This window comes from Chryseobacterium sp. MP_3.2, assembly GCF_035984805.1.
GTDB lineage: Bacteria > Bacteroidota > Bacteroidia > Flavobacteriales > Weeksellaceae > Kaistella.
Map to the genome: position 1 here is coordinate 76,389 of NZ_JAXCHW010000008.1, position 22,246 is coordinate 98,634.

A 22,246-nucleotide genomic window follows, 5' to 3' on the forward strand; every position below is an offset into this window, starting at 1 on the left:
ATTGTGAACCGCTTTATTCATTATTAACATTAATTTAGTAAAAGGGCTTATTTTTTATCAAAAACAAAATCGTATCTTTGCACCCAATTTATAGACGATCTTTTACATGAATTTATTTACGGAGACCGATTTAAGCCCTGCAATACTGAAGGCAATCGGCGAACTGGGCTTTGAAAGTCCAACAGAAATCCAAAAACAGACTATTCCTTTTATCTCTACAGATATACGCGATCTCATCGCACTTGCGCAGACAGGAACAGGCAAAACAGCGGCTTTTTCGCTACCGATTTTGGATATGATTGACGACGGGAGTCGCAAAATCCAATTTTTGGTGCTTTGTCCTACTAGAGAACTTTGTTTGCAAATTACCAAAGACATTAAAAATTATTCGAAATACATGCCCAACATCAAGACTACAGCAGTTTATGGTGGAAGCAGTATTACGGACCAAATCCGCTCTCTACGAGACAAACCACAGATTGTGGTGGGAACTCCGGGACGTGTGATCGACCTTATTAACAGAAAAGCTTTAGATTTTTCTGAAATTAATTGGCTCGTTTTAGACGAGGCTGATGAAATGCTATCTATGGGTTTCAAAGATGATTTGGAAACAATTCTTCGTGAAACACCAGATACGAAACACAATTATTTATTCTCTGCAACGATGAATAAGGAAGTGGAGCGTATTTCTAAAAACTATTTGACAAGTCCACACCGAATTGTAGTTGGATCTCTCAATGAAGTGAAGAAAAACATCAAACACGAATTTTACGTTGTTGGGTACCGTTTCAAAAAAGAAGCTTTGAAAAGACTGATCGATGCAAATCCAAGTCAATATTCAATTCTTTTCTGTAGAACGCGTATGGAAACTCAGGAAGTTGCAGATTTCTTGATGCAAAATGGTTACGCAGCAGATGCACTCCACGGTGATTTGTCACAAGCGCAACGTGATACCGTAATGAAGAAATTCAGATTGAAAAATATCGATATTCTAGTTGCGACAGATGTTGCGGCGCGTGGATTAGATGTTGATTCATTAACACATGTTATTCATTACTCTTTACCAGATGATCCTGAAGTTTTCGTTCACAGAAGCGGAAGAACAGGTCGTGCAGGAAAAGATGGAATCTCAATGTCTTTGATCAAACCTGAAGAATCAAGAAAATTAAAACAGATCAAACAATCTACGAAGATTGAGATCGTTGAGAAGAAAATCCCTACCGGAAAAGAAGTTATTGAAGCTCAGGTTGGCGGTGTTTTCACTAAATTACTGACAGAGCATGAAAACTTATTTGAGTTCGATGCATCATTAATTCCAGACTTATCTGCATTTACCAAAGAAGAATTGGTTCACCAAATGTTGCAATTGCAATTGCGTGATATGGCGCTTTATTATTTAGATAAAAATGATTTAGCAGATCAAAAATTCAACGCTGATGATGGAAGAGGAGATCGTGGTAGAGACCGTGATGGTAGAGGAAGAGACCGTGATAGAGGTGACAGAAGAGATGGCGGCAATCGTTTCGGTGGAAACAGAGATGGTGGACGTGATTATGGAAGAGATAGAGACGGCGGTAATAGAGATTCCCGAGACAGAGACGGCGGAAACCGTGAGTTCAAGGAAAGAAAGCCGAGAAAAAACAGTGGCGATATGGTAAGGTTCTTCTTTAATCTAGGAAAAAGAGACCAATTGAAAAAAATCGATATGTTGGAGATTATCAACAAATCTACGGCGAATTCGAAAAAACGTCCAGATATCGGAGAGATAGAAATCTTAGAGAAATTCTCCTTCTTTGAAGTAGAAAAATCTTATAAAGACGAAGTCTTAAAAGGATTACAAACTCAAAAATTCAAAGGAAAAGACATGCGTGCAGAAGAAGCGCAATAAAGTCTTACTTATTATAGTACAAATCAGTCCCGTTAATTTAGCGGGACTGATTTATTTTAGATGGAAAACTAATTTTCAATGTTAATAAAACTTAATATAAAAAGACCAAACTTAAAAGAGTTTTTCGGAAATTTGCGCCACTAATTAAAAACGTAAAAAATGGGAATCAGTAATATTTTCAAGGTCTTTCAACCAAAGGATAAAGTATTTTTTGTTTTATTCGAAAAAGTAGCTGAAGAGTTGGTTGCAATGTCTAAAGAATTTCATGAAAGTTTGCTGGACTTTGATATCAATGACGAGTCTATGTTGCAGAACATGAGCGATTACGAGCACCGTATGGATGACTTGACCCATGAAATATTTGTGCAGTTAGGAGAAAATTTCATTACGCCATTTGACCGCGAAGACATCAGTCATTTGGCAAGTGGTTTAGATGATATTGCAGATTTCATGTACGCTTCTGCGAAATACATTTACCTCTACAAAGCACCACTGGACCCAGCTTACACTGAATTTACGCTTCTCATTCACAAATCTTGTGTGGAAATTCAAATTGCCCTAAAAAATCTTAATGGATTTAAAGACTCAAAAGCAGTAAAGGAATCGTGTATCAAGATTAACTCTTTTGAGAATATTGCAGATGACGTTTTAAGTCAGGCGATTGTTAAATTGTTTGAAAACAATGACGCGATTACGATCATCAAAGTAAAATCTGTTTTAGAATATTTAGAAATTGTAACTGATAAAGCAGAAGATGTAGCCAATACCATTGACAGCATTTTGATCAAGTACGCCTAATCTATCCTTAATTTAGAATAAAAAAAGAATGGATTTACCGATTCTACTTATTATCATCATTGTTTTAGCTTTAATTTTTGACTATATCAATGGATTTCACGATGCGGCAAATTCTATTGCAACCATCGTTTCTACTAAAGTATTAACACCATTTCAAGCAGTTCTTTGGGCTGCAGTTTGGAATTTCGCAGCATTTTTTCTTGCTGCATACGTCATCGGAGAATTTAAAGTTGGGAATACCATTGCCAAATCTGTGAATATTGATTTCATTAATCTGGAAGTGATTTTTTCTGGCCTTATTGCCGCCATCGCCTGGAATTTATTGACGTGGTGGTTCGGTATTCCTTCCTCCTCTTCGCACACTTTAATAGGTGGATTTTTAGGCGCTGCTTTAATGTTCGCTTTTGTTTTAGATTACCACACTGCGGCTTTGGCTCATCCAGAATTTACAACATTCGAAAGAATTGGCGAGGCGTTTACCCAACTTCTTACGCAAAATGTAGTACGATATGAAAAAGTGATTCCTATTTTTCTCTTTATATTTTTGGCGCCTTTAATCGGATCTTTAATTTCCATTGTTATTACCCTTTTCATTGTGAATGTTTCCAAAAGAACCAATCCGAGAAAAGCAGATAATGTATTTAAAAAATTACAGTTGGTATCAGCGGCATTTTTTAGTTTAGGTCATGGTTTGAATGACGCACAAAAGGTGATGGGAATCATTGGTGCAGCGGTTATTTACCATCATGCCATAACTTTACAAGATCCTGCATATCTTTTGTTAGACAGTTCTGACCAGTTTAATTATTTTGTAGATCATTATTTTTGGGTACCATTCGTTTCCTTTTTGATGATTTCTTTGGGAACCATGAGTGGCGGTTGGAAAATTGTAAAAACCATGGGAACGCGCATCACGAAAGTGACACCCTTAGAAGGTGTTGCCGCGGAAACTTCTGGTGCTATTACCCTTTTCATTTCTGAGCATTTTGGAATTCCAGTTTCCACCACGCATACCATTACTGGTGCCATCATCGGAGTGGGCGTTACAAAGAGAGTTTCTGCCGTAAGATGGGGAATCACCATTAGCCTTTTGTGGGCTTGGATTTTAACCATTCCAATTTCCGCTTTAGTAGCAGGGTTGACTTACTTGGCGGTGGTTTTTATTAGGTAGTAAAATATTTAAATATATAGAAAGCCATCTCGGGAGAGATGGCTTTTTTACCTCACATTTATCCTAAAAAAAGTTTTTAAAATTGTAATTTTGCGCAAACAAGAAATTTATGCAATTTTTAGACGAATATCAAGACATTGTAGCCAGAGCTGTAGACAAATATCTCTTTAAGAATAAACCTGTCGAGCTGTATGACCCGATGAATTATATTATTTCGCATGGCGGAAAAAGACTTCGCCCTATTATGGTTTTGATGGCGAATGATATGTTTGATGGTGATATGAAAAAAGCCATTAAACCTGCCTTAGCAATTGAGTTTTTCCACAATTTTACGTTGATTCATGATGATATTATGGATGAAGCACCCTTGCGCCGAAATAAACCAACTATTCACACCTTGCATGGACTTAATGTTGGGATCCTTTCCGGAGATGCTTTGATGATTAAAGCTTATAAATTTTTCGAAGATTTAGAACCGGAACTTTTCAAAGCTTGTGTCCGAGTTTTCACACATACTGGACTTCTTCTTTGCGAGGGTCAACAGTATGATATCAATTTCGAAACTATGGATGATGTTACTTTCAATGACTACATCCGAATGATAACCTACAAAACTGGAGTTTTAAGCGCGTCTTCTTTTGAAATCGGCGCTTTAATCGCAGGTGCAGATTTTAAAGATGCTAAAGCCATTTTTAACTTTGGTAAAAATTTAGGAATCGCTTTCCAGATTATGGATGATTACTTAGATGTTTTCGGAAATCAGGAACAATTCGGGAAAAAACATGCCGGAGATATTTATGAAAATAAAAAAACGGTTCTGTATTTATTGGCTAGAGAACACGGAACTGAAGAAGAAGTAAAAGAACTTGATTTTTGGTATTCGAAAAAAACCGATAATGTGGACAAAATCTACAGCGTAGAAAAAATATTCCGACGTGCAAAAGTGGATGAAAAAACATTACACCTGATTCAGAAATACAATGATCTAGCGCAGGGTTACCTCAATAAAATTGATGTTCCAGATGAAAAGAAGAAACCATTTATCGAATTGGCAAACTATCTATTGAGCAGAGAATCTTAAGAATTTTCTCGCACGCTGATTATTTAAGCAGACTCATTTTATGAAATTTCGCACCGAAGTAACACTTTCCGACTCACCTATTAAAATAGGGCTAAATGATCACTTATTCTCTATGGGCTCCTGTTTTTCTACGGAAATGTCTGATTTGTTAAAAGCTGGGCAGTTAAAAACTTTCAATAATCCCTTCGGCACTTTATTTAATCCCTTTTCAATTAGTAATGCAGTAAAAAAACTTCATGACTCGAAAAATTATGCGGAAGAAGACCTGGTTTTTTATAATGACACCTTCCTTTCTTTAGACCATCACACCAGTTTTAATGCGAGGTTTGCGCATCAAACTTTGGATAAAATTAATACCAATATTCAACTCGGGAATCAATTCCTGAGAAATACAAATTGGGTAATTATCACTTACGGAACGTCTTATATATATGAGTTTTTACCCAAGAAAAATTATGCCGCCAATTGTCATAAAATTCCCGCGAAATACTTTGAAAAAAAATTTTTGAGCCACTTAGAATTAACAGATTCAATTTATGAGACCGTCATTAATTTGAAGGATATTTGCCAGGAAAATGTGCAAATTCTCTTTACTGTTTCCCCTGTTCGCCATACCAGAGATGGAATGGTAGAAAATAATCTAAGTAAATCGAAGCTCATCACGGCGATTCACGAGATTTTGCCCCAGTTTGACAATTGCCATTATCTTCCTTCCTATGAAATTTTGATGGATGATTTACGCGATTACCGTTTTTACAAAGAAGATCTGATTCATCCTAATAATCAAGCGGTACAATATATCTGGGAGAAATTTGGGGATGCCTACTTTTCCGAAGAAACCAAGACTTTCATTACCGAAAATTTTAAGATTGCAAAGGCTTTAGAGCATAGAGTCTCCGATAAAAAAGATCCAAAATATGTGGAATTTTTAGATAAAATAAAGGAGAAAATCCAGGCGCAACAATCTAAGGTGAAGCATCCAATTTTTTAAAATATTTTGTGCAGCTTTTCTCATCTGAGTTTATCCAGAGCTTGTCGAAGGGTTTGCTCTCGATTTTATATCGGGATCTACTTAAGCTGGGCTGCAATTTGAAATGAGGTATAAAAGGTAGTTATGCAGTAAAGGTTTAGAACCAAGGACAAAAAATAGACAAAGACGAAGTAAAAAAAATGGATAATTTAAAGTTTCTCTTTCAGCAACTAACTAGAGACAATTGACAAAATTTAACTGAACCAAAAATGATCGATACGCACACGCACTTATATTCTGAAGAATTCGATACAGACCGAAAAGAAATGATCGAAAGAGCAATTCAAAAAGGGGTCACCAAATTTTATCTTCCAGCCATCGATTCTGAAACACATGAGAAAATGTTAAATCTGGAAGCGGAATATCCTTCTCAAATATTTTCCATGATAGGACTTCATCCGTGTTATGTGAAACCAGAATCTTGGGAAAAGGAGTTAGAAATTGTTAAAAATTATCTGGATCAAAAAGAATTTCCCGCCCTTGGAGAAATCGGGATTGATTTATATTGGGACCAATCAACTTTGAATATCCAAGTGAAAGTTTTCGAACAACAAATCGATTGGGCGATTGAAAAAGACTTGCCGATTGTGATTCATACAAGATCCAGTTTCGATGAAGTTTTTGAAGTATTGGATCGAAAAAAGCATCCCAAACTTCGCGGCATTTTTCACTGTTTTTCTGGAGATTTGGACCAGGCAAAAAGAGCGATTGAACTTGGATTTATTTTGGGAATAGGTGGAGTAGTGACCTTCAAAAATGGAAAAATTGATCAATTTCTCTCAGAAATCCCTTTGGATAAAATCGTTCTTGAAACAGATTCACCATATTTAGCACCCGTTCCACATCGTGGCAAAAGGAATGAAAGTTCTTATTTAGATTTGGTGGTCGGCAAGCTGGTAAACATTTATGGCAAAGATTTTCAAGAAATTGAGAAGTTCACGACGGCGAATGCGTTAAAAATGTTTAAGTTTTAAAATCGTAGTATTTTATTTCCTTTAAAATTCGGATAAAAAAACCGCGAAAAATATTTCGCGGTTTTGATCTAAATCTTACGTTATCTATTTCTGGTAAAATTGCTCTTATTATTTGGCTTTTTACTATGGCTAGATGCTTGACTTGTTTGTGGTCTCGGGCGGAAAGGCTTATTGTTAGAATCTCTTTTTTCCGCGATTAAACTGTCTGTATGAAAAGGGTGGTCTCTATCAATAGGGATTTTCTTTCCAATTAATTTTTCTGTGTTTTTAAGATTTAATAAATCCAAACCATCTACGAAAGAGATGGAACTGCCTTCGGCACCAGCTCTTCCAGTTCTTCCAATTCTGTGTACGTACGTTTCAGAAACGTCCGAAAGTTCAAAATTTACTACATATTTCAACTCATCAATATCAATTCCTCTCGCTGCAATATCTGTTGCCACCAAAATTCTGGTTTTCCCCGATTTAAAATTGGTCAGAGCATTTTGCCTTTGATTCTGAGATTTATTTCCATGAATTGCTTCTGCAGAAATCTTATGTTTTTGGAGCTTTTTCGCGATTTTATCTGCACCATGTTTAGTTCTAGAGAATACAAGAACAGATTCTTTGATGTCATTTTCTAAAATGTGGGTGAGCAAATCTAACTTGTCATCTTTCTCTACGAAATATACTTTTTGCTGAATCGTATCTGCCGTTGCAGAAACTGGCGCAACTTCCACTTTCACAGGATTGTGAAGCATAGAACTCGCCAACTTGTTAATTTCATCGGGGAACGTAGCTGAGAAAAATAGCGTTTGTCTCTGCTGAGGAAGCATCTTTACAATTCTTTTCACGTCATGTACAAATCCCATATCTAACATTCGATCTGCTTCATCAAGCACGAAAATTTCTAGATTTTTTAAAGAGATAATGCCCTGGGAAATAAAATCAAGCAGTCTTCCGGGCGTTGCAACTAAAATATCAACACCTCTTCTTAAGGCATTTTCTTGCCCACTTTGTTTAACTCCTCCGAAGACCACAAGATTTCTCATCTTTAAATGTCTTCCGTACGCATTAAAACTTTCTTCGATTTGGATGGCTAATTCTCTGGTTGGCGTTAAAACTAAAGCTTTAATCTGATTGTTTCTCACGTTTTTCTCCGTTAAATTTTGGAGAATTGGGATTGCGAAAGCAGCAGTTTTACCTGTTCCCGTCTGCGCAGTTCCGAGCAAATCTCTACCTGCTAGAATATTAGGAATTGCTTTTTCTTGAATCGGAGTTGGTTGCGTGTAACCCTCTTCTTTAAGCGCATCAAGGATGGGCTTAATTAAATTTAAGTCTGTAAATAACAAATTTTGAATAATTAAAAATGATTGCGGATGAAGTGTTTTACTTCTACATTTTTAGCGGGAAAACAGCCTCTTTTTTTAAAAGCCACTGTTTTCGATTGGGTAATTAATACCGAACTGGCTTTAGAATGCCGCAGATTATGGCGCAAAGATAGTGTATTTCAAAGGAAATATAGAATTTCTATTTTTAAGGCACAATTTGAAAAGATTTCGGAATAGAAAAGAGGGCTAATTTATCTTTGATAGACTTCTAAAGTATCAATTTTCAATTTAACTTTCAGCCAATTTCTTAAAGTAGCTTCTTCTCCGTCGGTTAGTCCAGTTTCACTTTGGTAAAAGGCTACAGGAATAATTCGGGTAGAGTCCGAAGCGTCAAAAATTTCTTGTTTAGCAACTGAAAGAGATGTTAATTCAGGGAATATTGAACGTGCTTCGGGAAAAATATTATCTGTTTTAAAACTGTACTTACTAATTTGATTATTTAGTGCTGCAATAGCTTTGGCAGAGTTGTCTGTTATTTCATTCATCTCTGCATTTTTTTTGTTTGCGTTGGCTAAAAACGCGCTATCCTGACGGATAATAATTAAGGTATTTTCAATATTATATTTCTTCAGCTTTGAATTCATTTCTTTGATTTGTTCCGCCGAAATTCTTCGATTTAAAAGTGCAAGTTCAATTTTTTTAGGATTCGAAGAGTAGGTTGTTTTCTTGTAGATAATGGTATTACCATTATTTTCAAATTCAGCGGCTAAGAAATTGTCTACTTTCGCTTTATAGTTTTGCTCAGAAATAAATCGATAAGCAAAGAAAATACTTGGAATCACCATCAATGCTACAATGATAGAGATCCAGTTTCTAATTTGGTTGGATTTCTTTTTATCTACAAATTCTACGGCAGGATATTTAAGAAACTTCACAATTCCATAGGTCGCTATGCAGATAAATACGCAATTGATGGTGTAAAGAAACATAGCGCCACCGAAATAAGCAAATTTCCCTGTCGCTAAACCGTAACCAGCTGTACATAAAGGCGGCATCAAAGCCGTTGCGATGGCCACACCGGGAATTGGATTTCCTTTCTCCACTCTGGTAACCGCAATTACACCTACTAATCCCCCAAAGAAAGCGATCAATACATCGTAAATATTTGGAGAAGTTCTGGAGATTATCTCAGATTGTGCTTCTTTATAAGGACTTAAAGAAAAATAGATAAATGAGACAAGTAAACCGATAATGGTAGAGAGCAAGAGATTTTTCAGAGACTTTCTGAGCAAAACAAAGTCGAACATGCCTAAAGCAAATCCAGCACCTACAATAGGGCCCATTAATGGAGAAATTAGCATCGCACCAATGACCACGGCTGTAGAATTTACATTTAATCCTACGGATGCAACTAAAATTGCGCAGGCTAAAATCCACAGATTTGGTCCACTGAAGGATAAATTATTTTTTACGGTTGCTAAAACTTTGTCCTTATCTTCTTCTCCGTTATGAAGGTTAAATATATTTATCATTTATTGCTGCAAGCTTCAAATGTAGGGAAAAACTTAGGATTTTAAAACAGGCAATTACAGTAAACTCCTTATTTCTGCAGTCTTCAGCTTTAAATTTTGATTTACTTTCAAAAAAAATAAATTATTCTTCCTTATACCATTTTAATTCCTGAATATTTGCAGGCAAAGAAATGTTGTTTTTCAGCAAAGATTGCTTAACGTCAGATATGATCATGCTCTTAATGAGCAATGCGTCTTTCCGGTAATCAATTGAATTGATCCAAAAATAAACGCGGATATCAACCGAATTCACACCCAATTGTTCAATTGCTGCAAATGCTTCTTTTCCTTCTTCTGAAAGAATATTCGGATTTCTGTGAACGGCTTCTAAAATAATTCGCTGCGCATCTTCTGCATTATTTTCATAAGCGATTCCAACTACAAAATCCAGTCGGAAGTATCCATCTTCTGTAAAATTAAAGACAGGCTTTTTAATAACATCACTGTTTGGAATATAGACATCTTTGCCATCGAAGGTTTTTAACTTGGTATATCTAAATTCCATGGTCTTTACTTTCCCAAAAATATCACCAATGCTCACGGTGTCGTTCACATCAAAAGGGCGGTTAAATGAAAGTATTATTCCCGAGATAAAATTTTCTCCAATATCTTTAAAAGCAAATCCTAAAATTAAGGCAGACGCGCCGGCTGCAGTAAATAGGGCAGAAGCAATTCCCTCTAAACCAGCAGCTTTAAGAGCAATCATGATTACGATTCCGATGAGTATTAATTGAATGGTTTTCCCCAAAAAATTGCTCATCAGCGGATCCTCTGTTTTCTTTTTGATCACTCTCTTACTAAAAGAAGAAATTTTGGAAGCGGCAATAAACCCAATAGCTACGATAAAAATGGCTAACGCAATACCTGGTATTTTTGTAAGAAATAGATTCCAGTCATTTTGTAGAGCTGTAAATATTTTATTATAATCCATAATACTTTTTAATTTTGATCAGAATTAAACTTGCTTTAAGCAAAAATATCTCGCCAATAAGATTGATTTTATTTTCAAATATAATGTATTGAAGGAGGCTTTCAAAAATTATTGTCTGATAATTTAGCCAAGGAAAATATTTTGCGCTTCAATTTTGATATCTATATGCATCAATTATTTTATTTGACTCCTGAAATGCAAAAAAGAGAGCTGAATTAAATCCAGCTCTCTTTTTAATTGTACATTAATCTATCCATGAAGTTTTTTCCAAATGTCATCTTTCAATTCCATCAACCCTTCTTGGGTAACTGCAGAAAAGAAAATCGGTTGTCTATTTTCGGGGAACTCTTTGGCAATTTCATCTCTTAATTCTTGATCCAGCAAATCTGCTTTGGAAATAGAAATTAAATAATCTTTGTCCAAAAGTTCTGGATTGTATTCTTTCAATTCATTTTCCAGAATTTTATATTCCTGAAAATGACTTTCAGAATCAGCTGGAATTAAAAACAGCAAAATAGAATTCCTTTCAATATGACGTAAGAAACGGTGACCCAAACCTTTACCTTCCGCTGCACCTTCAATAATCCCTGGGATATCTGCCATTACAAAAGATTTGTAATTTCTGTAATCTACAATTCCGAGATTAGGAGTAAGTGTGGTAAAAGCGTAATTGGCAATTTTCGGTTTAGCAGCAGATACCGCTGCTAATAAAGTAGATTTTCCTGCATTTGGAAACCCGACAAGTCCAACATCTGCCAAAAGTTTAAGCTCAAAAGTTACGTAACCTTCTTCTCCTGGAAGTCCAGGTTGTGCAAAACGCGGAGTTTGATTCGTCGCGGATTTGAAGAATTCATTTCCTTTTCCACCTCTCCCGCCATTTTTTATGATGATTTCTTGCTTATCAGCGACGATTTCAGCGATGATTTCTCCTTCTTCATTTTTGGCGATGGTTCCTAAAGGTACGTCTATATAAATGTCTTCACCGTATGCACCAGTTAATTGATTTTTTGCGCCATTTTTACCACGATCAGCTTTAATGTGTCTTGTGTAACGAAGCGGTAAAAGCGTCCATTCATGGGAGTCACCACGTAAAATGATGTGACCACCTCTTCCGCCATCCCCACCATCTGGTCCGCCTTTTGGGATATATTTTTCCCGACGAAGATGGGCAGAACCTGCACCACCATGACCGGATTTACAATGAATTTTTACGTAATCTACGAAATTGGACATATAGTTTTGTTCTTGCTAGTCAAGTGTTTGCTCCTGGTTTTTTCCTTTACTAATTGAGAAAAAACCAACAACATTCAGTCAACTTCTATTTTATTTTTTCTACTTCTGCAAAAAGTTGCGCAGCTATTTCTGAAATTTCTCCCACACCATTAACCTCTACATATTTTCCCTGCTTTTTGTAAAGCTCTGCAACTTCGGCAGTTTTCGCGTAATATTCTTTAATTCTATTTCTAATGATTTCTTCATTGGAATCATCAGTTCTACCGCTTGTTTTTCCTCTGTGTAAAAGTCTGTTCACTAAGATTTCATCATCTACAACCAGCGAAAGACATACAGAAATTTCAGCATTTAAAACATCTTTAACTATGTTTTCTAAAGCATTAGTTTGATTGGCTGTTCTTGGGTAACCGTCGAAAATAAATCCATTGGTATCCGTTGGTTTTTTAACCTCGTCAATAAGCATGTCAGTAGTTACTTCATCTGGAACTAGGGATCCTTGGTCAATAAATGATTTTGCCAACTTACCAAGTTCTGTATCATTTTTCATATTGAAGCGAAACAGATCGCCAGTTGAAACTTGCTTCAAATTAAATTTCTCAATTAAATTCTCTGCTTGGGTACCTTTGCCACTTCCCGGAGGACCGAATAGAACGATGTTTATCATAATTTACAATCGGTAGTTCATTTTATTTAAAAAGTCGAACACCTTTTTTTATTAATATAGTAATAGTCTTTATCTAAATCTTTTCGTTAATTCTGCCTTCTTCCAACTGATATAAATCCCGCAGATTTCTTCCTAATTCATCATAGTCCAAACCGTAACCTAACACAAATTTATTTGGAATTTCTAAACCGATATAATCCAGTTTGAAATCCTTTTTGTAAACGTCTGGTTTCAACAAAAAAGACGCTAACCGCACCGATTTTGGACGCTGTGTTTCTTTGAAATATTGAAATAAACTTTCTACTGTATTACCAGTATCTACAATATCTTCTACCAATATAATGTGACGGTCTTTAATATCCTTTGTTAATTCCATTTTCTGGTAAACTATTCCTGTAGATTGTGTACCTGCATAGGAACTCATTTGAATAAATGCAATTTCACATTTGCCGGGATAATGTTTTAAAAGATCAGAAAAGAACATAATCACGCCATTTAAAACCCCTATAAATACGGGAGTTTCATCTTTGTAATCTTCGTAAATTTTAAGGGCTGTGGCTTTTACGATTTCTTGAATTTCTGCATCTTTCAGATACGGAATAAAACTTTTGTCGTGAATTTGAATCGATTCCATAATTTATTTAGAAAGTGCAAATTTAGGGTTTTTTCAGGAAATTTACCTTAGATAAGAATTTTAATGCAACCTAGATTCCTAATTAAAGGTTAAAAAACTTTTTTGTTATCCAAACTTTTGTCTAAAACTTTTAATAAAACTATTTTTGTAGAAATCTAAAAATAAAGTAAAATATGGCAACTTATGTAGTGGTCGGTCTTCAATATGGGGACGAAGGTAAAGGTAAGATAACAGATGTTTTGTCTGCAAAATCAGACTATGTAGTACGGTTCCAGGGAGGGGATAATGCAGGACATACCGTTTATGCAGGAGAAGAAAAGTTTGTGTTGCACCTTCTACCTTCTGGTGTTTTACAATGTCCTGGTAAATGTATTATTGCCAATGGCGTTGTAGTAAATCCTAAAGCTTTTTTAAAGGAAATTGGGCAGATCCAGGAAAAAAATATGCGCACTGATCATGTTTTTATCAGCAGAAGAGCACACGTAATTATGCCTTATCATATTTTGCTGGACACTTACAGAGAAGAAGAAACAGGTGGAACACATATTGGAACAACCAAAAAAGGCATTGGACCGTGTTACGAAGATAAGATTGCCCGCGTTGGTATTAGAATGGTTGACCTTTTAAATCCAGAAGTCCTCGCTGAAAAAATTAGAAAAAATTTAAAGAGTAAAAATTCACTTTTTGAAAAATATTTTGAGAAACCAACTTTAGAATTTGAGGAGATTTACAATGAATTTTTAGAATTAGGAGAAAAACTAAAAGATAGAATCGTTGATACAGAAGTAGAATTAAATCAAGCCATTCAAGACGGAAAAAATATTTTGTTCGAAGGCGCTCAAGCTGCCATGTTAGATATTGATTTCGGAACTTATCCGTATGTAACTTCATCTTCACCAACTACAGGCGGAGTTTGTTCTGGTGCAGGAGTACCACCCACGAGTTTGCAAAATTTAATTGGGGTAGCAAAAGCTTATACTACTAGAGTAGGAGAAGGACCGTTCCCGACAGAACTTGATAATGAATTGGGTGAAAAAATCCGAAAAATTGGAGCAGAATTTGGAGCAACTACCGGTAGACCCAGAAGAACAGGTTGGTTAGATTTGGTTTCTTTAAAGCATGCGACCATGATTAATGGGATTAATAATTTAGTGATTACAAAATTAGATGTGCTGTCTGGAATTTCACCATTAAAAATTGCGACGAAGTATGAAACAGAAGATGGTAAAATCATTGATTACTTTACCTCTTCTACCACAAAACTTTATCACTACAAGCCAATTTATGAAGAATTGGAAGGGTGGGAAGAAGACATCACCCACGCTAGAACATATGAAGAATTACCTGCAAACGCTAAAAAATATATCGAGTTTATCGAGAAATATTTAGGAATTAATGTTTATCTAGTTTCCGTAGGTCCAGAAAGAAGTCAAAATATTATTAGAAAAGAATTGTTTTAAATAAAAGTCATTCAAATAAAAAAGCTGTCCTTGACAGCTTTTTTTGTAACAAATACTTCTCGTAAGCCTTTTTCAGTTTTTCATCATATTTATTGGTTCGGTATCTCGTGTTTTTACTTGGGTAAGTACAGGTACGGAAGTGAGGATTATTTTCATCTTCATTCTATCCATTCTTACAGTTTGTAAAGCAGATTTTACTGGATCGCCAAAATCCCTTTCTAGAATTTGTAGTCTTCGTCCAGGTATTTTTATATTTAAGTGTTGTACTGTGGCTTTCACAATTGGATCTAAAATAATCTTGAGATTCTTAATGAGCATTAATGTTTTCGTAATCGCTCGAAGTTTAAATGCCTCAGAAATAGTTTGACCATCGGAAATTGGTTTGGTTTGCTTCCATTCAAAATATGGTGTAACCATAAAACTTTTATTTAACCAGTTTCTTTTAAGATGAACAAAACTATATTCTACTTCTATCGCCTCGATTCCGCTTTCATCGTAATCGATATAAAGTATTTCTGTGGGCAGATTTTCATTGGAATTGTTTGCTCTCAAATAAAGTTCTTCTAATTCTGGTTTGGTCAATTTTAACCTATTCCATCCAGATTCATTATCCACAAAATCAAAAGGAATAAAATTGATGTCATGCACTGCTATATAGGAAATCAGATCCGTCTTTTCAATATTTGAAATGTTTCCTGTAAATTTAATTTTCACATTTTTCACCCTGATTAGTTCCGTAATCATAGAAAGGATAAGTCCTTTGCCGTTGCCATCACTGATGATTTCTTGGTTGATTTTTTGTGGTGAATTAGAAGCTAACCTCCAGTATTTAGATACTATAAAATTTTGATTAATCCAACGTCGAGCGACGGAAACTTTTCCAATTTAAAAGCTGAACGTAACGCGATCACTAGAAAAATTAGAATTCAATTCGTCGCGAGAAAATTTGGATCCTGTATTGCCTTGTACAAATAATTCATTAAAACCTTCCTTCACAGATGCGGAATGGGCACTTTTATCAAAATGACTAGTGGCGGCGTACGATTTGGAATCAAAAATGGTCCATCCATAAGATAATTTAATCGCTTCTGCTGGTATAAGGGAGGAAACTGAATAATTAGTATACTCTAGAATTTTAGTTCTTAAATTATTTCTGTCCTCTTTTTCCAATCTTTTTTCAGCGTTACAATGCTTTTCGCTTCTACTTCACCAATGTAATTCTGAATTTTCTCTACCGCTTCTCTATCCCATGGCATTCCAAGCTAAAAGTTTTATGCCTTTACATTTATGCGGATTTCACCTTTTATATCTTTTAAATAAAAATCAGTAAAGTGTTATGGTGCAAATATTAATAATTTTTGTAAATAGTAATTTTCTGAATTTTTTTAGGAATTATTTTAACCTTTATTCAAAATAAAAGTGAATAAATTAACAAATGGCTAATTAATAAAGAATATCGTTATGATTAACAATAACAATGCAAATTATTTAGTTCGTATGCCTTGAATATATTTGAATAATAATATTTAATAAAGTGGACTTATAATTGATAAGTATTTAATAGAAATCCAAATATGTTGGACAAAATGCATTATTAAAATTTTATATTATTAATTTTTAATCTTTTACCTATGAAAAATTTACAACAAACTGAAAAAGAATTTCTTTTGAATGAAGTTATCTTTCAAAATAGAAACAAGAATTACGGTGCTTATGTGCTTAGAAATGAGGAAGGAAATGTGCTGTTGAAGTCCATGTTTTTTGGAATTGCTTTAATTGGTGCAGTTTCACTTGCTCCTTTGCTTCTAAATGCTTTTCAGTCAGAGGTAATTGTTAAAGATGAACCAGGTGGCCACATTTTGGTAGAAATTCCTCAAGCTCAAGAAAAAACTCCAGATGTCGTTAAGCCCATTATTCAAACTCCACCAAAAGTAAATACCGTAAAATATGACATACCAACTCCTACAAAAAATTCAACGAAGCAGACTCCTGCTCCAACCATTCAGCAAATTGAAAAGGCAAATATTGGTACGGAGAATATTATTGGCGTCCCGCCCACAATTTCGGTTAGTCCTCCGATAACTGTTAGTCCTCCGATTACAGTGGAAACAAAAGTGCCCAAACCAATAGACAATACTCCTAAAAGTGTGGTTGATGTTGAAGCTGCTTTCAATGGTGGTATCAATGCTTTTCGAAGTAAAGTGGTACAAAATTTTGATACAGCTGGTTTTGATGGAACAGGTGAATTGATGAAAACCACCGTAACCTTCATTGTAGAAAAAGATGGCTCCATTAGTGGAATTAAAGCGAATGGGAATAATGCAGAATTCAGTAGAGAAGCAGAAAATACCATTAAAAGCATTAAGGGAAAATGGGCTCCAGCTCAACTAAATGGCCAAAATGTAAGAAGTTTTTTTAAGTTTCCTATTTCCATGCAGTTTGAATAAAAAAAACATCTGTTAACTAAATAATACTTATCCACAAAAGAAATGCTTTTGTGGATAATTTATTATGAGGTTAAAGTCTTGTAAAATAGGATTTTACATTATTTTCAAAGACAGTGCAAGAGTAGAAAGTGAGAAAAAAGTGTATTTTTGGAACTTAAAATTAAATAATGGGTAAAATTATTGGCATTGCTAACCAAAAAGGAGGCGTAGGAAAAACAACTACCGCCGTAAATTTGGCTGCAGCTTTGGGCGTTTTGGAGAAAAAAATTCTACTTATAGATGCTGATCCTCAAGCGAATGCTACATCTGGTTTAGGGATTGAAGACGCAAACCTTTCTACCTATAATTTACTAGAGCATAGTGGTAATGCGGCTGAGTGCATTCAGCAGACCTCTTCACCAAATCTTGATATTATTCCTTCTCACATTGATTTAGTAGCAGCAGAGATTGAGTTGGTTGATCGGGAGAGAAGAGAATATATGCTGAAGGAAGCCTTAAAATCAATCCGCGATGATTATGACTATATTATTATTGACTGCGCACCAAGTTTAGGTTTAATTACCATCAATGCCTTAACTGCCGCAGATTCTGTAATTATTCCTATTCAATGTGAGTATTTTGCCTTAGAAGGTTTAGGGAAATTACTCAATACCATTAAAAATGTTCAGAAAATTCATAATAAAAATTTAGACATTGAAGGACTGCTTTTAACCATGTTTGATTCACGATTAAGACTTTCTAATCAAGTGGTAGAAGAAGTTAATTCTCATTTCCCAGAGATGGTTTTTGAAACAATTATAAGCAGAAATGTTCGTTTAAGTGAGGCTCCAAGTTTTGGTGAAAGTATCTTAAACTATGATGCTGAGAGCAAAGGAGCTATTCAATATTTACAATTGGCCGAAGAGGTTTTGCTAAAAAATGAAAATTTAGTGAAACTATAGAATCGTTATAGTTGATCCAACTGGTAATTTATTAAAGTTAAAATGAAAGAGAAAAAAAGAGCTATGGGACGTGGTTTAGGAGCAATTTTAAGTGCAGAGTCCAAAGCATCCATCAATTCCGCTACTGATGAAGGAGCGAGTAAATTTGTAGGCAGCATTGTTCAAGTTTCATTAGAAGATATCGAGCCAAATCCAACGCAACCAAGAACTTATTTTGATGAAAAAGCATTAAATGAGTTGGCGCAGTCCATTAAAAATTTGGGGGTCATTCAGCCTGTAACTTTAAGAAAGGATGGAAGTAAATTTGTAATTATTTCTGGGGAGCGTCGTTTTCGTGCGAGTAAAATTGCTGGATTAGAGACCATTCCATCTTATATTCGATTGGTTAATGACCAGGAATTATTAGAAATGGCCTTGGTAGAAAATATTCAGCGAGAAGATTTAGATGCCATAGAAATTGCTTTAACGTATCAAAGGTTATTAGAGGAAATCGGTATGACCCAAGAAAATTTAAGCCAAAGAGTGGGGAAAGAGCGCAGCACAATCACCAATTATATTCGTTTGCTGAGATTAAATCCTGATGTACAGAACGCCATTCGAAGCGGCGAAATTTCAGCGGGTCATGGTAGAGCTATTATCAGTCTGGAAGATTCTGAAAATCAAGATGTTCTTTTCCAAAAAATTCTGCAACAGAAACTAAGCGTTCGTCAAGCTGAGCAAGAATCGAATCTCCTGAAAAACCCTAAATCTACTGAACAAAAGGGTGTAAAAAATCTTCCTAATTTCTACAAAAAAGCAGAAAAAAATCTGTCTGATATTTTAGAAACGAAAGTTGAAATAAAATCGACTGCAAATGGTAAGAAAGGGAAAATCGTCCTTGATTTTAAAAATGAAGAAGAGCTGGAAACCATTCTCGCCTATTTTAAATAAATGAAGAAACTAACCCTCCTTTTTATCTTTCTATTTTCCCTGAAAGCTTTTTCTCAGGTGAACCCCAATGATACCATTCGGGTAGAAAATTATCCCACAGATTCGGTTTCCGTAAAATCTTCTTCCTCCGATGTTGAGGTTTTTGCAGATATCCAAGAATCAAATGCGCCGGCTCAAACCATGCAGTTTAATCCCACGAAAGCAGGATTATATTCTGCAATTTTACCTGGCCTTGGTCAGTATTACAACAAAAAATATTGGAAAATTCCCATTGTTTTAGGTGCAATCGGTATTGGAGTTGGAGTTACATTGTACAACCAAAACCAATACAATCGGTATAGAAATGCTTTTGTGGCGGAACTTAATGGTCAAGAACATGAGTTTTCTGATCTTCCAGGAATTACAGTGGAAGCATTAGGCAGAACTCAGGATCGTGCGAAAAGACAGCGAGATTACGCCATTGCAATTACCGCTTTGGTTTATCTACTCAATATTGTAGATGCTGTAGTGGATGCGCATCTTTATGAAGGAAGAAAAGATCCGGATTTAGCACTGCAGCCGACCATTATTTATGATGATTTTGGTAAGCGAAATTCAAAAGCTGGATTAAGTTTAAGTTATAATTTTTAAAAGCCTTTCCGGGCAAAAAAAAAATAGGATGAAAATAGCATTAGTTGGATACGGAAAAATGGGTAAAATTATCGCAGAACTTGCGGAAAAGAGAGGCCATAAAATTGTGGCGAAACTTAATGAAACACCCACCATCCTAAATTTAAACAATCCAGATGTGGTGATCGAGTTTTCTAATCCCGAGAGTGCTTTTAATAACATTAAGACTTGCCTTGATTTAAAAATTCCTGTGATTTGCGGCACAACTGGTTGGCTTGATCAGAAAGTAGAAATTGAAAAAATTAATCTGGAGAATGAAAGTGCTTTTCTCTACGGTTCAAATTTTTCCCTCGGCGTAAATTTGTTTTTTGCTTTGAATGAAAAATTAGCGGAACTCATGAGTAATTTTGGGGAGTTTAAAGTTCAGTTAGAAGAAATTCACCACACCCACAAAAAAGATGCGCCAAGCGGAACAGCAATCACTTTGGCAGAAGGAATTATTAAAAATGACCCCCGTTTTGATGCCTGGAAACTGGAAGAAACCAAAGACAATCACCTGGGGATTTTTGCCCTTAGAGAAGATGAGGTTCCGGGGACTCACACTGTTTCATACAGAAGTGAAGTAGACGAAATAGAAATTAAGCACACTGCTTTTAATAGAAATGGATTTGCAATGGGAGCCATTATTGCAGCCGAGTGGATTCTAGGTAAACAGGGCAATTTTACCATGAAAGATTTACTTTTCTCCTAATAAAAAGGCAACTGTAACAAAATTTGCTAAACCTTAACTAATTAAGCGATCAAAAAATTACGTTTTTTCTTATGAATTATTTTTTAACCTATAGCCTTTACGTTTTAATTCTCTCTATATTGATGGGGATTTCTACTTGGAAACTCTTTAAAAAAATGGGCTTAAATCCCATTTTTGCATTTATTCCTTTTTATAATTATTATTTGATTTTAAAAGAGACCAAACATTCCACTTGGTGGACGGTGATGGCTTATCTACCAATTGTGGGCCCGATTTTAATGACCGTATTTCATTTGTTTTTAATGAAACATTTTGGTAAATCAAGTCTAATACAGAAATTGCTTACTGTTTTTCTCCCTTTCATTTATATGGCTTTTGTTAATTATTCCAAAGATTCTGATCTTCTGGTGGAAGATGAATTGTACATGACGGAAGAGGAAAAGGAAGAGAAGAAAAAAGATTCATTTTTAGGCTCTATTACGTTTGCAGTTGTTTTTGCAACCCTGGTGCATGCCTTCGTGGCGCAACCATTTGGAATTCCTACAGGTTCCATGGAGAGAACACTTCTGGTGGGAGATTTCCTTTTCGTGAATAAATGGAGTTACGGTTTTAGAATGCCAATGAGACCGCTTGCTGTTCCTTTTTTACAAGGAACTTTAATGGACACTGGCCAAAAAGGAAATCCAAAAGACGATCCGAAATCTTATGTAGATGCAGTGAAACTACCGTATGCTAGAATTTTTCAATTTAGCAAGCCGCAAAAAAATGATATTGTAGTTTTTAATTATCCACGGGATTCTGTGCATAATGCCATCGATAGAAAAGACCCTTATGTTAAACGATGTGTTGCCGTTGCCGGAGATGTTATTGAAATGAGAGCCGGCCGATTGTTCGTTAACGATAAACCAGAAACAATTCTAGGTGACCAAAAAGTACAGCATAAATTCATCGCCACTACAGAAAGTCAATTAGATGTTCCTGCATTATACAAAAAGTATGGATTTCTGCCAGTTCAGGAGGTGCAAACACAAACCGGATATCTTTATGATTTCCAAGGGTTAACAAACGAAATAGCAAACGAAATTGAAGCACTTCCGCAAATAGTGGATATGAAAGAACATATTTGGGACAAAGATTCTGCAGCAGTTTCTAACAAATTAAATGCAATGCAAGATGGCTACACGAAAAGTGTAGATACTACGCAATCCATTTTCCCCATCAATAAAAATTGGAATACAGATTGGTATGGACCCCTAAGAATTCCGAAAAAGGGTGATGTAGTTACCGTGACCCCGGAAACTTTGCCAGAATACCAATGGATCATTAGACATTACGAACATAACAAGCTCGAAAATAAAGGTGGAAAAATCTTCATTAATGGTAAACAAACGAACCAATACACCATTAAGCAAGATTACTACATGATGATTGGGGATAATCGTGATGCTTCTTTGGATGCGCGGTTTTTTGGATTTGTGCCAGAAGAAAATATTGTAGGATCGCCTATGTTCACTTGGATGAGTGTAGAAGGATTATTTAAAGATGCTGGTTCAAGTTATCAAGCAGATACAAAAGTGCGTTGGGACAGAATGTTCAAAGCGACCAATACTGGTGACGCAAATAAAACTTCCTATTGGTGGGTTGCCGCCATTATTTTAGTACTGTTTTTCGGGTGGGATTTCTTCGCGAAAATGTTTAAAAAGAAGGAACAGGAAGATTAATTTTTTTGGAGCTATTTCCCGCTTTCCGCTCTATCTTTTACTGCGCAGCTGCTCCGTAAAAGGATGCCGCTGCAATCGGGGCTATTAAATCACGCAAATATT

General features: G+C 35.5%; 22 protein-coding genes. 14 read left to right on the top strand and 8 right to left on the bottom strand.

What is annotated here, in order from left to right; all coding sequences use genetic code 11:
- The first annotated feature begins 106 nt into the window (after positions 1 to 106).
- From RCH13_RS10680 to RCH13_RS10705, 6 genes are all read left to right on the top strand, one after another.
- A complete protein-coding gene (locus RCH13_RS10680) occupies positions 107 to 1,888 on the top strand; it encodes a DEAD/DEAH box helicase (protein ID WP_326987228.1) in 1,782 nt (593 codons plus the stop codon).
- Positions 1,889 to 2,047: 159 nt separating this feature from the next.
- Positions 2,048 to 2,686 (top strand): DUF47 domain-containing protein, encoded by a 639-nt coding sequence (locus tag RCH13_RS10685; RefSeq protein WP_326987229.1) that lies wholly within the window; start codon positions 2,048 to 2,050, stop codon positions 2,684 to 2,686.
- A gap of 28 nt (positions 2,687 to 2,714) precedes the next feature.
- A complete protein-coding gene (locus tag RCH13_RS10690) occupies positions 2,715 to 3,857 on the top strand; it encodes an inorganic phosphate transporter (RefSeq protein ID WP_326987230.1) in 1,143 nt (380 codons plus the stop codon).
- Positions 3,858 to 3,966: 109 nt separating this feature from the next.
- On the top strand, positions 3,967 to 4,938 hold the full coding sequence (locus RCH13_RS10695; protein ID WP_326987231.1) for a polyprenyl synthetase family protein: 972 nt from the start codon (positions 3,967 to 3,969) through the stop codon (positions 4,936 to 4,938).
- 40 nt (positions 4,939 to 4,978) lie between these two features.
- Positions 4,979 to 5,929 (top strand): GSCFA domain-containing protein, encoded by a 951-nt coding sequence (locus RCH13_RS10700; RefSeq protein ID WP_326987232.1) that lies wholly within the window; start codon positions 4,979 to 4,981, stop codon positions 5,927 to 5,929.
- A gap of 248 nt (positions 5,930 to 6,177) precedes the next feature.
- On the top strand, positions 6,178 to 6,942 hold the full coding sequence (locus RCH13_RS10705; RefSeq protein ID WP_326987233.1) for a TatD family hydrolase: 765 nt from the start codon (positions 6,178 to 6,180) through the stop codon (positions 6,940 to 6,942).
- Positions 6,943 to 7,022: 80 nt separating this feature from the next.
- Here the strand turns inward: RCH13_RS10705 and RCH13_RS10710 are convergent, their stop codons facing one another.
- The gene (locus tag RCH13_RS10710) at positions 7,023 to 8,273 is read right to left on the bottom strand and encodes a DEAD/DEAH box helicase (protein WP_326987234.1); all 1,251 of its coding nucleotides are present in this window, start codon (positions 8,271 to 8,273) and stop codon (positions 7,023 to 7,025) included.
- 27 nt (positions 8,274 to 8,300) lie between these two features.
- Here RCH13_RS10710 and RCH13_RS10715 point away from each other — a divergent pair, with 27 nt between their 5' ends.
- Positions 8,301 to 8,489 (top strand): hypothetical protein, encoded by a 189-nt coding sequence (locus RCH13_RS10715; RefSeq protein WP_326987235.1) that lies wholly within the window; start codon positions 8,301 to 8,303, stop codon positions 8,487 to 8,489.
- A gap of 14 nt (positions 8,490 to 8,503) precedes the next feature.
- On the opposite strand, the gene RCH13_RS10720 is transcribed toward RCH13_RS10715, so the two are convergent.
- The 5 genes from RCH13_RS10720 to hpt all read right to left on the bottom strand — a co-directional run bounded on the left by RCH13_RS10720 (position 8,504) and on the right by hpt (position 13,285).
- On the bottom strand, positions 8,504 to 9,784 hold the full coding sequence (locus tag RCH13_RS10720; protein ID WP_326987236.1) for a DUF389 domain-containing protein: 1,281 nt from the start codon (positions 9,782 to 9,784) through the stop codon (positions 8,504 to 8,506).
- Positions 9,785 to 9,905: 121 nt separating this feature from the next.
- On the bottom strand, positions 9,906 to 10,754 hold the full coding sequence (locus RCH13_RS10725) for a mechanosensitive ion channel family protein (RefSeq protein ID WP_326987237.1): 849 nt from the start codon (positions 10,752 to 10,754) through the stop codon (positions 9,906 to 9,908).
- A gap of 249 nt (positions 10,755 to 11,003) precedes the next feature.
- Positions 11,004 to 11,987: a GTPase ObgE gene (obgE, locus tag RCH13_RS10730; protein WP_326987238.1), complete on the bottom strand. Its 984-nt coding sequence runs from the start codon at positions 11,985 to 11,987 to the stop codon at positions 11,004 to 11,006.
- An 85-nt stretch (positions 11,988 to 12,072) separates the two neighbouring features.
- Entirely contained in the window at positions 12,073 to 12,651 is a 579-nt protein-coding gene (locus tag RCH13_RS10735) for an adenylate kinase (RefSeq protein ID WP_326987239.1), read from the bottom strand.
- Between the two features lie 73 nt (positions 12,652 to 12,724).
- Entirely contained in the window at positions 12,725 to 13,285 is a 561-nt protein-coding gene (hpt, locus tag RCH13_RS10740; RefSeq protein ID WP_326987240.1) for a hypoxanthine phosphoribosyltransferase, read from the bottom strand.
- Between the two features lie 173 nt (positions 13,286 to 13,458).
- On the opposite strand from hpt, the gene RCH13_RS10745 reads away from it, so the two are divergent.
- Positions 13,459 to 14,745, top strand: a complete 1,287-nt coding sequence (locus RCH13_RS10745; RefSeq protein WP_326987241.1) for an adenylosuccinate synthase — start codon at positions 13,459 to 13,461, stop codon at positions 14,743 to 14,745.
- Positions 14,746 to 14,817: 72 nt separating this feature from the next.
- Here the strand turns inward: RCH13_RS10745 and RCH13_RS10750 are convergent, their stop codons facing one another.
- Both RCH13_RS10750 and RCH13_RS10755 read right to left on the bottom strand, forming a co-directional pair.
- Positions 14,818 to 15,459 (bottom strand): hypothetical protein, encoded by a 642-nt coding sequence (locus tag RCH13_RS10750; RefSeq protein ID WP_326987242.1) that lies wholly within the window; start codon positions 15,457 to 15,459, stop codon positions 14,818 to 14,820.
- Positions 15,460 to 15,630: 171 nt separating this feature from the next.
- Entirely contained in the window at positions 15,631 to 15,915 is a 285-nt protein-coding gene (locus RCH13_RS10755) for a hypothetical protein (protein WP_326987243.1), read from the bottom strand.
- 461 nt (positions 15,916 to 16,376) lie between these two features.
- Between RCH13_RS10755 and RCH13_RS10760 the strand changes: the two genes are divergently transcribed.
- The 6 genes from RCH13_RS10760 to lepB all read left to right on the top strand — a co-directional run bounded on the left by RCH13_RS10760 (position 16,377) and on the right by lepB (position 22,144).
- Positions 16,377 to 17,192 (top strand): energy transducer TonB, encoded by an 816-nt coding sequence (locus RCH13_RS10760; protein ID WP_326987244.1) that lies wholly within the window; start codon positions 16,377 to 16,379, stop codon positions 17,190 to 17,192.
- 167 nt (positions 17,193 to 17,359) lie between these two features.
- Complete coding sequence (locus RCH13_RS10765) at positions 17,360 to 18,133, top strand: ParA family protein (protein ID WP_326987245.1); 774 nt, start codon at positions 17,360 to 17,362, stop codon at positions 18,131 to 18,133.
- Positions 18,134 to 18,175: 42 nt separating this feature from the next.
- On the top strand, positions 18,176 to 19,063 hold the full coding sequence (locus RCH13_RS10770) for a ParB/RepB/Spo0J family partition protein (protein WP_326987246.1): 888 nt from the start codon (positions 18,176 to 18,178) through the stop codon (positions 19,061 to 19,063).
- A complete protein-coding gene (locus RCH13_RS10775) occupies positions 19,064 to 19,693 on the top strand; it encodes a DUF5683 domain-containing protein (RefSeq protein WP_326987247.1) in 630 nt (209 codons plus the stop codon). It abuts the gene before it with no gap.
- Between the two features lie 28 nt (positions 19,694 to 19,721).
- Positions 19,722 to 20,423, top strand: coding sequence for a 4-hydroxy-tetrahydrodipicolinate reductase (gene dapB, locus RCH13_RS10780; RefSeq protein ID WP_326987248.1), 702 nt, complete (start codon positions 19,722 to 19,724; stop codon positions 20,421 to 20,423).
- A 71-nt stretch (positions 20,424 to 20,494) separates the two neighbouring features.
- Entirely contained in the window at positions 20,495 to 22,144 is a 1,650-nt protein-coding gene (gene lepB / locus RCH13_RS10785) for a signal peptidase I (RefSeq protein ID WP_326987249.1), read from the top strand.
- The last annotated feature ends 102 nt before the right edge of the window (positions 22,145 to 22,246 follow it).